Here is a 13,280-nt window from a genome sequence, read left to right on the forward strand (position 1 = left end):
TTGTTATCCATTATCGGCATCATGTTTGGCATTTGGTTGTTATCCATTATCGGCATCATATTTGGTGGTTGATTGTTATCCATTATTGGCATTATATTTGGTGGTTGATTGTTATCCATTATTGGCATTATATTTGGTGGTTGATTGTTATCCATTATTGGCATTATATTTGGTGGTTGATTGTTATCCATTATTGGCATTATATTTGGTGGTTGATTGTTATCCATTATTGGCATTATATTTGGTGGTTGATTGTTATCCATTATTGGCATTATATTCGGCACTTGAATATTAGGCGGTATTACTTGCGGGATAATAACACTTTCTTTTGATACGTTTGGTGAGACTATGCTTCCTATATTGTCTTTCTTCACTTGTGGCGACACTATATTCCCTACATTTTCTTTCTTCACTTGCGGCGACACTATATTCCCTACATTCTCTTTCTTCACTTGCGGCGACACTATATTCCCTACATTTTCTTTCTTCACTTGCGGTGACACTATATTCCCTATATTGTCTTTTTTCACTTGCGGTGACACTATGTTTCCTATATTGTCTTTTTTCGTTTGCGGAGAAATGACATTGTTAGGTTTCATTTTATTAATTTGAGGAGCAATTAACTCGCTTCCCTTTTTTATTACGTCTGAAATTTTATATTCTTTTTTCGCTTTAATTGGTGGTTGCGGCGGCTGCGGTAATACATTGATAGAAAATTTAGTGTTTTCTTTCGTAGTAGGTTTTAGTTTTTCTACTTTCTCTACAACAGGTGGTTTTTGAATGACAGGCGGCTTTTCAACTGGCTTCTCTTTTTGAATCGGAATTTCTTTTTGCACTTCTTTTTGTGGCTTCACTTGCACTTCCTTTTGCGGCTTCACCTGTATTTCTTTTTGCGGTTTTATCTGCATTTCTTTTTGCGTTTGTTGCATAGCTGGTTGTTGTGTAATAGGTGTTGATTGATACGTGATCTCATCTTCATCTTCTATTGCAAGTGGCGTTGGTGTTGATGCAAACTCTTTTTGCTGCACCTCTTTTACATATTGTTTCGGGGGCGCTGAACCCGATCCAGTTTGTTGTTTCACATGAACGCTATGCGATGGCACTTTAATTTTCATCCCTGGCATAATTAGGTCTGGATTGCTAAGCTGTGTATTTGTTTTTTTTAGCGTTTCAAAATCCACTCCGTACTTTTTTGCAATTTTCCAAAGGGTCTCCCCTTTTTGCACGATATGAATTTTCAAATTTTCCCCCTCCTGTATAACTTATCTATAAGTAAAAACACTTTGAAGTAACACTTTCTAAACAACATTAACTTCTTTTACTTTTATCACTTCTTCTATTTTCAATATGATTCGAAGTGGAATAAGCATAGAAAAACCGCAATGATTTCCTCAACACAATGTATGCCTATTTCATCCTTGTTATGATTATATGTACGAAAAAAAGCAACGGAAATCCCGCTGCTTTAAACGCGCTCTAACATACGATTTAATGCAAGAACTGCCTCTTCTGTTACTTGTTTCTCTACACGAATAACGTTAATTTGTTCTCCTCTTTCTATGTTCTCAAGTGCCCATAACAGGTGAGGTAAGTCAATTCGGTTCATCGTTAAGCAAGGACACATAAACGGATTTAGCGAAATAATTTCTTTATCTGGATGTTGCTGAATAATTCGGTTCACTAAATTCATCTCTGTACCAATCGCCCACTTACTTCCCGCCGGAGCTGCTTCAATCATATCAATAATATATTTCGTTGATCCTGCATAATCAGAAGCAGCAACCACTTCATAACAACATTCAGGGTGAACAATAATATTCATATCCGGATGATTTTTTCGCACATTTTCAATATTTTTCACAGTGAAGTTTTGATGAACAGAACAATGGCCTTTCCATAAAATCACTTGAATTTCTTCTATATCTCCATCGTACTCTAATGAATCTGTATGCGGGTTCCACACTGCCATTTTTTCTAACGGAATACCTAAATCATACGCTGTATTTCTTCCTAAATGTTGGTCTGGTAAAAAGACGAGACGCTCTTTTTGTGTAAACGCCCAAGACACCATTTGTTTTGCATTAGAAGAGGTTACTGTTGCCCCTCCATTACGACCACAAAACGCTTTGATCGCAGCTGTTGAATTTACATACGTTAATGGAATCATCGTATCCCCAAATAATTTCGCGAGCTCTTTCCACGCTCTTTCTGTTTGTTCAATATCTGCCATATCTGCCATAGAACAGCCGGCACGCATATCTGGTAAGATGACAATTTGATCATCTGTCGTTAACATATCTGCCGTTTCTGCCATAAAGTGCACACCACAAAACACAATATATTTCGCCTCTTTATTATTCGCTGCAACTTGTGCGAGTTGAAGTGAGTCCCCTGCTGCATCTGAAAATTGCACCACTTCATCTTTTTGATAATGATGTCCTGGAATAAATAGTAATGCCCCCATTTTTTCTTTAATTTCACGGACACGCTCTTCCATCTCTAATATAGACATCGTTTGATAACGCTCTGGTAACATTACTTCGATTGGCTGAACTTTCTCTAAAATACCCATTTATGATTCTCCCCCTCTAAACCACTCTCATTAGGCCTCAATATTAAAACTAATATCAAGTGCTTTCACTGAATGTGTTAACGCTCCAAGTGAAATATAATCTACCCCTGTTTTTCCGTATTTTGATAAATCTTCAATTGTAATACCACCTGAAGCCTCCGTAACGATGGCACTTGGTACAATTTTTGAAAACTCACGAATCTCTTCTGGCGTACGATTATCGAACATAATAACATCTGCGCCGGCCTCTACTGCTTCTCTTACTTGCGCCTCTGTCTCTGTTTCGACTTCTACTTTCACCATATGTCCCAATCTTTCTTTCACCGATGTAACAGCTTTTGTAATCGAGCCAGCAAAAGCAATATGATTGTCTTTAATCATGACACCATCATATAAACCGAATCTGTGGTTAAATCCGCCCCCGCATACTACAGCATATTTATCAAACATACGTAGTCCTGGCATCGTTTTTCTCGTATCACAAATGCGTGTATGACTGCTATCTAAAGCAAAAACCGCCTTACGTGTCATCGTCGCTATCCCGCTCATACGCTGAATAACGTTTAATATAACGCGCTCTGCCGTTAATAATGATGCGATTGGGCCTTGCACGGTTGCAATTATTTCGCCTTTTTCTACAAGATCCCCATCTTTTTTATGAAGTTCAACTCCAATTCTCTGATCAATTAATTTAAATCCTTCTTCAATTACTAAGCACCCTGCAAATACCCCTGTATCCTTTACAAGAAACGTTCCTTTCGCAAGTGCATTATCGGGAAAGATAAGCTGAGATGTTACATCTCTTTCTCCTATATCTTCTAGAAAAAATCGATTTAATGCTTCCTTAACTTTTAACGTATTCATAAAACCCCTCTTCCCCTTATTAAACAAGTTGTAGTTTTCTTCTCACTCGGATAATCTCTTTTTTCACGCTATTTCTTTCTGGATAATCAATGCGATAATGACCACCAATACTGTCTTCTCTTTGCAAAGCTGATACTGTTATAAGCTCACAAACTGTTAACATATTAATAAGCGTTATCTCTTCATTTGTAAGTGCATCATATTGTAAGATCATATTTCGCACACCGTACCTACTAAACCATCTCTGAGCATATGATAAATTTTTCTCAGTTCGCACAATCCCAACATATTTCATCATGCATTCTTGTATTTCTTCTTTCAACGGTAAATCATTAAGAGCTATAAAACTTTTCCCTCTCTCTTCCGGCACATTTTTTCTTTCCTCTGCTGGCTTAGCTAAAATGTGTTTTCCTATTCGTCTTCCAAACACAAGACCTTCTAATAATGAATTACTCGCCAATCTATTCGCACCATGAACTCCATTACAAGCCACTTCACCGACCGCATATAAGTTTGAAATGGACGTCTCTCCGTCACAATTCGTCTTCACGCCGCCCATATGAAAATGAGCGCCCGGTACGACCGGAATAGAATTTTCTTTTAAATCAATACCATTCTTTTTACATAATGATGAGACGGTCGGAAAACGTTGTTCAAAGTTTTGAATGGTTTCGATGTTTAAGTACACTTTTTCACCTGCAAGAAGTTGTTCATGAATTGCCCTTGCCACTACATCACGCGGTGCGAGATCTTTCCCGGGATGTATATCCATCATAAAACGCTGTCCTTTTCCATTTATAAGGACAGCTCCTTCACCACGGACTGCTTCAGAAACGAGACCACAACATCGCCCGTCCACGTATAACATCGTCGGATGAAATTGTACAAATTCTAAATCAACAAGTTCCCCCCCAGCTCGATATATCATCGCAAGTCCATCGCCTGTAATTGTCTCATCATTCGATGTAAAGGCGTACAAACCACCTATTCCTCCTGATGCTAACACCGTATTATCAGCATAGTAACGCTTCAGCTTCCCTTCACTATTTCGCGTTAAAGCTCCTATGCATTTATTATTTTCTATAATGAAATCGAGCACCATTTCATGCTCAACGACAGTAACGTTCGGAACTACTTCTTGTATTAAATGCTCTAATAGATTTTTACCAGTTGCATCTCCTCCGGCATGTAAAATGCGCCGTTTTCGATGCGCCCCTTCTTTACCAAGGTGGATCCCTTTTTCATCCCCATCAAATTTCATTCCATTCGTAATAAGCTTACTTATTTCTTTCGGTCCCTCTTCAACTAAATAACGAACTGCTTCTTCGTTGTTATAATGGCAACCTGCCACTAATGTATCTTCAAAATGCCCACTCGGATCGTCATATGTAGCAACAGCTGCTGCAATTCCTCCTTGAGCTAAATGTGTATTATTATTACGTCCTGTTTTTTTTGTGATAATTATCACATTCTTTTCGTGACAAAGCTCTTTCGCAACACGAAGCGCCGCAACGCCACTTCCAATAATCAAGACATCTGCACTTGGCATAATTGTTGCCTCCCACTTTACACTTTCCAACTGTCTTGACACCTATATTTACATAGTTTTAAAATAATGACAAGAGTTTTTTTACAATTCTTATTTTCACTACCATTCTAAAAACGAAAACAAATGTCACTCTTACTGAAGAGAGGAAATTACATGATGATATATCTAGATTATGCAGCGACAACACCTATGAGCGAAGAAGCTTTAGAAACATATATAGCAGCGGCAAAAACATATTTCGGAAATGAACAAAGTTTACACGATATCGGCGGAAGTGCATCATCTTTATTACAAGTTTGTAGAGAAACATTTGCAGAAATGATTGGGGGTAAGGAACAAGGTGTATTCTTTACAAGCGGCGGTTCAGAATCTAACTACCTTGCGATTCAATCCCTTCTAAATGCTAGAAATGGAAAGCACATTATTACGACACCTATGGAACACGCATCGATTCGAAGTTATTTTCAATCCTTACAATCGCAAGGTTATACTATTACTGAGATTCCTGTTGATAAAAGTGGGATAATTCATTTAGTAGATTTAGAAGCAGCTATTACAGAAGATACTGCTCTAGCAAGTATACAGCACGGAAACTCTGAAATCGGGACCGTTCAAAACATTGCAGAGATCGGAGCACTTTTAAAAAAATATAATGTTTTATTTCATTCGGATTGTGTTCAAACGTTTGGTAAACTTCCAATAGACGTTAAAGCGATGGAGATTGATAGTCTTTCTGTTTCAGCCCATAAAATATACGGACCAAAAGGAGTTGGAGCTTGCTATATAAATCCGCAAGTTCGCTGGGAACAAGTATTTCCGGGAACTTCTCATGAAAAAGGCTTTCGCCCTGGTACAGTGAACGTTCCTGGAATCGCTGCTTTTTTAACAGCCGCAGAGCATATATTAAAGAATCAAAAAGAAGAGAGCTTTCGTTTTCAACAATTACGATCTTATTTTTTAGAGCAATTACAAACACTTCCTCTAGAAATTGAAGTGAAAGGACATTCTACTTCTTGTTTACCACATATTATTGGGGTTACAATAAAAGGAATAGAAGGTCAGTATACAATGTTAGAATGTAACCGTCATGGTATAGCCATTTCAACTGGAAGTGCTTGCCAAGTAGGTAAACAAGACCCTTCAAAAACAATGCTTGCAATTGGAAAAACGTATGAAGAGGCAAAACAATATGTCCGCTTTTCTTTCGGACATCACACAACGAAAGAACAAATTGATACAACTATTCATGCACTACACACAATTGGAAATCAATTTTATAGAGGTGTTAAATCATAATGAAACAAAATGATCAAAAAAAGATTTTAGGCGAAGAAAGACGACAACTCATCCTTGAGTGGCTTCTTGCTGCAAATGAACCGTTATCAGGGAATGAACTATCTAAAAAGACAAACGTAAGTAGGCAAGTTATCGTTCAAGACATTTCCTTACTAAAAGCACGAAATGAACCAATTATTGCGACTGCACAAGGATATTTATATTTAAAGCCACAAACAAGACAACAAGCTTTCGAACGCGTAATCGTATGCCAACATAAACCGGCAGAAGTACGTCAAGAACTTACTATGTTAGTTGACCACGGCGTTACGATTAAAGACGTAAAAGTTGAGCATCCTGTATACGGCGACTTAACAGCATCGATTATGGTAAGTAATCGCTTCGATGTAGAACAATATTTACAAAAAATCGAAAACACAAACGCTTCCTATCTTTCGCAACTAACAGATGGTATTCACTTACATACAATCGAAGCAGATTCTAAAGAGAAATTAGATGCTGCCTGTGAGGCACTAGATCGAGCTGGATTTCTCGTTTATTAATTAATGTACAGCACAGAGTTTTTCATCATTCTCTGTGCTTTTTTAGTGATATAATATTGAAATCAATTGTAAAGGAGATCCACTATGGGAATTGAACTCGTTCACTTTAGCACTGGTAAACCGAAACAAATGAAATATGGCGAAGATAAAGAAATGATAACAGGTATATGTAAAGATCCTACAGAAGAGGCCTTCCTCTCAAAAGACGGATTCCGTGGTGATGATGTAGCGGATTTAAAACACCACGGGGGACCTGATCGCGCAGTTTGTGTGTACCCACACGAGCATTACGCACTATGGGAAGAGGAATTTCAAACTACACTTCCAGCTTCCACATTTGGCGAAAACATTACCGTAACAAATATGTTAGAGCGTGATGTATGCATCGGAGATACATATCAACTAGGCGAAGCAATCATTCAAGTTACACAAGCGAGAGTACCTTGTAGCACAATTTCAAAACGTCTCGGTATTCCTGGCATTTTGCCACGCATTGTAGCAACTGGGTATACTGGTTATTTATGCCGCGTTCTTCAAGAAGGTACTGTACGTCAAGATTCTAAAATTACATTATTAGAGCGTCCATCAAACAATGTATCTGTTTTGTTCTCTAACGAAATTTATTTTCATAATAGGAAAGATAAAGATGGCATTGAGAAGGTTCTTGCTGTTCCAGAACTAGCCGAGATTTGGCGTGGTCAGTTAGAGGATCGTCTTGCGAAGTTAAAATAAATAGAATCCCACCATTTATAGGTGGGATTCTATTTATCTATCACAAAATGTATTATCCGATAAAATTATATCAGCGATTAGAAGGGAAATATCGACAGTTCATCCACCTCTCTTACAACCAATAAGAAGAATAACTCCCCAGCACTGTAACAGAAAAACCGAGTGCTTCAAGTTCCATCATTACGCCTGGCAATAATACGTCATCATATGCTTTATCTACGTCGATTAAGAAAAAGTAATTTCCAAGACCTGTTTTCATCGGGCGAGATTCGATTTTTGATAAGTTTAATTTTCTCCATGCGAAAGCTGATAACACTTGATATAGTGCCCCTGCGTAATCAGCGGGTAACGTTATCATAAGCGTCGTTTTCTCTCCTCGGTTTTCTCCGTTATTTGGGAGTACTGCTTTCTTTTTCTTATGGAGAACAAGGAAACGTGTATGATTGTTTTTATGCGTATGAATATCACGCCTTACAATTGTTAATCCGTATTTTTCTGCCGCTGCTTCATTTGCAATAGCTGCAATTTTTTCTTCAGGATGTTCTTTCACATATTGTGCAGCAGCGCTTGTTGATGTCATATCGCGAACGGTTACCCCTTTTAATTCCTCATTTAAAAATTTATGGCACTGTGCAATGGCATGCGGATGAGAATGTACAGCGTATACTTCTTTCCACACTCCTTCGTACTGCGGGTGTACGAGTAAATGTTGCTGAATTGGCACTGTAATTTCTCCTACAATGGAAAGTGGCTGCTCATGTACGAGATAATCAACCGTTATATTAACTGAACCTTCTATGGCGTTCTCTAACGGTACAACTGCGAAATCTACGTTTTCATTTGCGGCTGCATCAATACAATCTGGAATCGTTCGATACGGTACATGCTCTGCTTCCGGAAAAAAACGACTCACCGCCATATTTGTAAATGTTGCCTCTGGTCCTAAATATCCTACTCGAATCATCGTCTTTTCCCTCTCTCTTTCGTTTTCTTACTGTTATACCATACTTTTTTATATTCTTCTATGTAAATTTCGAATATTTAAAAAAGACTAGCATTCGCTAGTCTAAATGTTTCTTGTATTCTCTTTGAGCGAAGAAGAAATAAATGATACATGCAGCGATATAAAACAGAATAAACAAACCTACTTTTCTTAATGAACCGTCCATAAAGAGAGTATTATGAAACGTATATAACGCAACTGCACTATGCATACTTCCTACTATAATTGGCGCAAAAAATAGCATACACAATTGCCAACGGGAAATCTTCCAAACTTCTTCCTTCGTCATCCCAAGTTTAGAGAGTGCCCCGTACTGTTTACGATCCGATGCAATATTATGAAACCATTTAAAATATACGATACTACATGAAGTAAGGAAGAATAATATACTAATGAATGAGCCTACAAATAGAGTAATATCACCGCCTTCTTTCATATTCACATATAACTCCATATTACTTCGAAATGCATCATTTGCATCTTGTTTCATATGTTTCCGTAAAGCTTCGTTTAATTCCTTCGTATTTTCGATATTTGGTAATGTGTAACCTCTATATACCATTTTTTCAGAATCCGGAATTGTATTTGCTATACTGTTAAAATCTTCATCATTCATGACAAAAAACAGACCATTAATGTATGAACGGTGATAGTTAAATTGTACCCCTTCTTTCTGACCGTTAAATGCGAATGGATACGCTTGATTCATTACTTGCAATTGAATCTCTTTTTGATTATATACATTTGGATAATTGCGTTTATTATAATAGACAAGTGTAACTGTTCCTTTTTTAGGATAATACATTTTCTGTTTTTGTTTTCTTGCCTCTTGATTGTATTCACTTTCCTTTATAAGCGGTGCTACCTCTGTTTCTCCCTTATTGGACTGAAAGGATGCATACACTCCAACAAAACTCATATATTGAAAATTATCATATCCATATTGATGTAATAAGTTTTCAACCTTGTCTTTCTCGAAAACTTCATGAGCAGAAGTACCTTTTTCTATGTATGAAAATGAGTGTACTCCTCCGCCACGCCACATATCTTGCATGCTAGAAAAATATAAGAACACCGTACCTGTCGCCGTAACGACAAACGTTGTTGCCATAGACAACAGAAAGAAAAAGCGACTATTTTCCTTCATTCGATGTGACAATTGATTCACTATAAATAAATACGGATATGTATACATAATCTTTTTATTTCGTTTTATCACTTCTAACAATTGGCTAACAGCATGTGTAAAAGAAAAATACGTTCCAAAAAAAATAAGTATAGACACAGGGAAAAAGTATAATGCTATCGTTGGCATCGTCACTTGTAGCGCTAGCGCATATCCCGTTCCTAAACAAACAAAGCCGAATAAACAAAGCCACTTTGATGTTTTCCTCTCTCGTTTATCTGTTCGAAATTCTTTTAATAACCGTATGATTTTTATATTCCATATACGTAAAGCACTTATAAAAGATAACAGAACAAAGACGAGCATATATATAACAAACGTTACACCAATCGCTCTCATGTCAAATATGACAGGGAGTTCTTTCGGAAGGCGAAGTAACATGCTAAACACCATAAAAAAGAGTTTTAAAAAAATCATGCCAAGCCCGATACCGAAAATATTAGCGAAAATTCCGATCAATATTTGCTCGGTCATAATCACTCCTATTACGTTAGACTTCGTCGCTCCCATTAACATATATAACCCTAATTCTTTCTTACGTGCTTCTATGAAAATAGAAGTAGAGTACAAAATAAATATGACGAAAAAAGAAATAATTATAACGTTACATATGATAAGTCCCCAGCGTACATTTTGATACCACATCGTCTCTTGCATATACGGATGTACAATGACAGACATGTATGCATAAGAAGCAAATATGGCAAAACAACTACTTAAGAAAAACACTTTATAATTACGCCAATTTCCCTTTATATTTTGTAGCGCCAGTTGCCGAATGTTCATCTATCGTCCTCCTGTACCTTACTACATAGGCAAAAAGCTAGAGGTTTCCCTAGCTTTTCACGTGTTTTAAATATCCTCTTTGCGCGATCATAAAGTAAATGGCAGAAGCTAAAATATATGCTCCAATTACAATCGCACCTGATTTCCATAAATCGATATAAAGCATTTTCCCTAACGTATGAAGAGCAAACCCACTATGAATTGTACCGATTAAAATTGGGATAAAGAAGATAACACCCATTTGTCGAATTGCAATTTTACGAATTTCTTTATCTGTCATACCGATTCTCTTTAACGATTTAAATTGAATACGATCTTGTTCTTTATCGTTAAACCATTTAAAGTATGTCATACTACAAGCGAAGAAGAAGAACAGTACAGCTACAAAGAAACCGATAAACATCGTAATTGCTCCTGATTCTCTTATATTTTTATAAGCGAGCACCGAGTTATTTAATTCCTCTTGCTTATCTGGTGCAACTTCCTTTTTCAAATCTAACACAAGGTCTTCCGTACTTTTCCAGTCTTCTATATAATAACCGTAATATTTCGTCTTTTCTTCATCTGGTACGAGCTTTGCGTATTTCTCAAAATCTTGATCATTCACAATGAGATATTCACTATCATTAAAAACAGAAAATGGAGTTGGCTCATTTAATTGAACAGACTGCGTTTGTCCGTTAATTTTAAATTCATATGGTTTTGCAAGATCTACCTTCATCATATCTTTCGCCATATCCATTATGACCATCGTTGCACTACCTGGTGCATTATGAACTTCTCTAACTTGCTCCCTCTTTTGTTTACGTGCTTCAGCATTATATTCTTTTTCTGAAACAATCGCCATCGGTACTTCATGTTCACTGTTAAACATCGTGATTTTTTGAGTTCCAGGAAGTTTTACATACGTTACTTCTCGCGCTTCTTCAAATCCATGTTTTTTTATTAATTCTTTTGTTTTCCCTTCTTTTATGACATTATGCGTATGAATGCCTTTTTCCTCATACGAAATAGCATGCGGGGTACTAGTTACTGCCTTATAACTCATATCCTCAAAAAATACGTACAGTGTACCAACTGCCGAAGATACAACCGCCGTAATGATAGAAATTACAAATAGAAAACGAGCATTATCTTTCATTTTATAAATAAGATTGCTAAGTACGAACATGTTTGGATATGTATAAAAAGATCTTTTTCTTTTTTGCAGTGCTTTTAATACGACTGTACTACCTTGTGTAAACAGTAAATAAGTTCCGCCTATCGTCAGCCCTACAATCGGTAAAAACAGTATGATAAAATTCATAAATGTCACTTGGAAGCTAAGTACATATGCAACAATAATACATCCTATACCAACTACACATAACGATGTAAATGCAAAAGGTCCTACTTTTTGTTTTCTTGCTTCTCTTAATAAATCAATAATTTGCAAGCGCCCTACTGTCCAAACACTAAACAATGATAGGATTAAAAATAGAATAAAGTATACACCAGCTGTAATAAGAATTGCTTTACTATTCCATACGAGTGGAAGTGTTTTATCTATTTTCAATATTACGCTTAATGCTTGGAAAAATAATTTTGAACAAAGCATGCCAAGCCCAATACCTACTACAATTGCAATACTACCTAACATAAGCTGTTCTAATATAATCATTCGGCCAAGTTGAGATTTTGTTCCGCCTATTAATGTTAATAGACCAAACTCTTTTTTTCTTGCTCGTAAAAATGTTGAATTTGCATATAAAATAAAGAGTGCTGAGAAGATGACTACAATATAATTCATCGATTCTAGCCCTTTTGAGATCATATCCCTCATACTAATATTACCGCTTACGACATCTGGATGATAAATGAAGGAAGCATACATGAAAAATACGACAATCGATAAACAGCTACTAATAAGAAACGCTTTATAATTACGCCAATTTCCTTTTACGTTATTAAGCGCGAGCTGGCGAAAGTTCATGATATTCTCCTCCTAGCATCGCAAGTACATCCAGAATTTCTTGGAAAAAGGCTTGTTTCGTTCTTCCCTTATGTATTTCTGAGAAAATTTCTCCGTCGCGAATGAAAAGAATACGTTCGCAATAACTCGCCGCTACTGGATCATGCGTTACCATTGCAATTGTCACTTTCTTTTGTTCATGTAAATCTTGCAACGCGCTCATTAATGATTTTGCTGACTTCGAATCTAAGTTTCCAGTTGGCTCATCCGCTAAAATTAGCGTAGGTTCATGAATGATTGCTCTCGCTGCTGCTGCACGTTGTTGTTGTCCGCCTGACACTTCATATACTTTTTTATTTAAAATTTCTTCGATGTTTAAAAACTTTGCAATCTCAAGCACTTTCGCATCGATTTCATTTACAGATTTCTTCGCCATTACAAGTGGTAAAATGATATTTTCTTTAATCGATAACGTATCAAGTAAGTTAAAATCCTGGAAGATGAATCCTAAATGTGTACGACGAAACTCCGCTAATTTTGCAGCACGCATTTGATTAATTTCTTCACCATTTACAAGCACATGACCTGAAGTTTGCTTATCAATTGTTGCTAATAAATTTAAAAGCGTTGTTTTTCCGCTTCCTGAAGGCCCCATAATCCCTACAAACTCGCCTTCTTCAATTTTAAAATTTATATCATTTAAAGCAGTCGTCGCTACTGAACCTTTTGATTGGTACACCTTTGTTAACCCTTTTACTTCAAGAACACTCATTTCTAATCCCCCTACGTGTTTTCTTCT

10 protein-coding genes and 1 pseudogene are annotated in these 13,280 nt (G+C 36.7%); 3 read left to right on the plus strand and 8 right to left on the minus strand.

The window, feature by feature from the left end; all coding sequences use genetic code 11:
• The 4 genes and pseudogenes from exsA to nadB form a co-directional block, all read right to left on the minus strand.
• Positions 1–1,241, minus strand: a pseudogene (exsA, locus tag CQ058_RS12970) (spore coat assembly protein ExsA); the annotation flags it as partial.
• A gap of 224 nt (positions 1,242–1,465) precedes the next feature.
• Positions 1,466–2,572 (minus strand): quinolinate synthase NadA, encoded by a 1,107-nt coding sequence (gene nadA / locus CQ058_RS12975; RefSeq protein ID WP_002192476.1) that lies wholly within the window; start codon positions 2,570–2,572, stop codon positions 1,466–1,468.
• Positions 2,573–2,602: 30 nt separating this feature from the next.
• Positions 2,603–3,436: a carboxylating nicotinate-nucleotide diphosphorylase gene (nadC, locus tag CQ058_RS12980; protein WP_002034160.1), complete on the minus strand. Its 834-nt coding sequence runs from the start codon at positions 3,434–3,436 to the stop codon at positions 2,603–2,605.
• Positions 3,437–3,455: 19 nt separating this feature from the next.
• Positions 3,456–4,985: an L-aspartate oxidase gene (gene nadB, locus CQ058_RS12985; protein ID WP_002067402.1), complete on the minus strand. Its 1,530-nt coding sequence runs from the start codon at positions 4,983–4,985 to the stop codon at positions 3,456–3,458.
• A 153-nt stretch (positions 4,986–5,138) separates the two neighbouring features.
• Here nadB and CQ058_RS12990 point away from each other — a divergent pair, with 153 nt between their 5' ends.
• The 3 genes from CQ058_RS12990 (at position 5,139) to CQ058_RS13000 (ending at position 7,555) form a co-directional block, all read left to right on the plus strand.
• Entirely contained in the window at positions 5,139–6,281 is a 1,143-nt protein-coding gene (locus CQ058_RS12990; protein WP_002192474.1) for an IscS subfamily cysteine desulfurase, read from the plus strand.
• Entirely contained in the window at positions 6,281–6,823 is a 543-nt protein-coding gene (locus tag CQ058_RS12995) for a transcription repressor NadR (RefSeq protein ID WP_002034157.1), read from the plus strand. The genes CQ058_RS12990 and CQ058_RS12995 overlap by 1 nt, the downstream gene beginning before the upstream one ends.
• Before the next feature lie 84 nt (positions 6,824–6,907).
• Entirely contained in the window at positions 6,908–7,555 is a 648-nt protein-coding gene (locus CQ058_RS13000; protein WP_002088802.1) for an MOSC domain-containing protein, read from the plus strand.
• A gap of 112 nt (positions 7,556–7,667) precedes the next feature.
• On the opposite strand, the gene pheA is transcribed toward CQ058_RS13000, so the two are convergent.
• From pheA to CQ058_RS13020, 4 genes are all read right to left on the minus strand, one after another.
• The gene (gene pheA / locus CQ058_RS13005; protein ID WP_002192473.1) at positions 7,668–8,519 is read right to left on the minus strand and encodes a prephenate dehydratase; all 852 of its coding nucleotides are present in this window, start codon (positions 8,517–8,519) and stop codon (positions 7,668–7,670) included.
• 97 nt (positions 8,520–8,616) lie between these two features.
• Complete coding sequence (locus CQ058_RS13010) at positions 8,617–10,530, minus strand: ABC transporter permease (RefSeq protein WP_002192472.1); 1,914 nt, start codon at positions 10,528–10,530, stop codon at positions 8,617–8,619.
• Positions 10,531–10,579: 49 nt separating this feature from the next.
• Positions 10,580–12,502: an ABC transporter permease gene (locus CQ058_RS13015; protein WP_002192471.1), complete on the minus strand. Its 1,923-nt coding sequence runs from the start codon at positions 12,500–12,502 to the stop codon at positions 10,580–10,582.
• On the minus strand, positions 12,477–13,253 hold the full coding sequence (locus tag CQ058_RS13020; RefSeq protein ID WP_000114530.1) for an ABC transporter ATP-binding protein: 777 nt from the start codon (positions 13,251–13,253) through the stop codon (positions 12,477–12,479). Before CQ058_RS13020 ends, CQ058_RS13015 begins: the two co-directional genes overlap by 26 nt.
• Positions 13,254–13,280 lie beyond the last annotated feature (27 nt).

It is taken from the genome of Bacillus sp. MYb56 (genome assembly GCF_002976445.1).
GTDB lineage: Bacteria > Bacillota > Bacilli > Bacillales > Bacillaceae_G > Bacillus_A > Bacillus_A mycoides.

Excerpts from the sequence above, each read along its gene's own strand:
- nadA (WP_002192476.1), bottom strand. The coding sequence starts at position 2,572 with ATGGGTATTTTAGAGAAAGTTCAGCCAATCGAAGTAATGTTACCAGAG.
- nadC (WP_002034160.1), bottom strand. The coding sequence starts at position 3,436 with ATGAATACGTTAAAAGTTAAGGAAGCATTAAATCGATTTTTTCTAGAA.
- nadB (WP_002067402.1), bottom strand. The coding sequence starts at position 4,985 with ATGCCAAGTGCAGATGTCTTGATTATTGGAAGTGGCGTTGCGGCGCTT.
- CQ058_RS12990 (WP_002192474.1), top strand. The coding sequence starts at position 5,139 with ATGATGATATATCTAGATTATGCAGCGACAACACCTATGAGCGAAGAA.
- CQ058_RS12995 (WP_002034157.1), top strand. The coding sequence starts at position 6,281 with ATGAAACAAAATGATCAAAAAAAGATTTTAGGCGAAGAAAGACGACAA.
- CQ058_RS13000 (WP_002088802.1), top strand. The coding sequence starts at position 6,908 with ATGGGAATTGAACTCGTTCACTTTAGCACTGGTAAACCGAAACAAATG.
- pheA (WP_002192473.1), bottom strand. The coding sequence starts at position 8,519 with ATGATTCGAGTAGGATATTTAGGACCAGAGGCAACATTTACAAATATG.
- CQ058_RS13010 (WP_002192472.1), bottom strand. The coding sequence starts at position 10,530 with ATGAACATTCGGCAACTGGCGCTACAAAATATAAAGGGAAATTGGCGT.
- CQ058_RS13015 (WP_002192471.1), bottom strand. The coding sequence starts at position 12,502 with ATGAACTTTCGCCAGCTCGCGCTTAATAACGTAAAAGGAAATTGGCGT.
- CQ058_RS13020 (WP_000114530.1), bottom strand. The coding sequence starts at position 13,253 with ATGAGTGTTCTTGAAGTAAAAGGGTTAACAAAGGTGTACCAATCAAAA.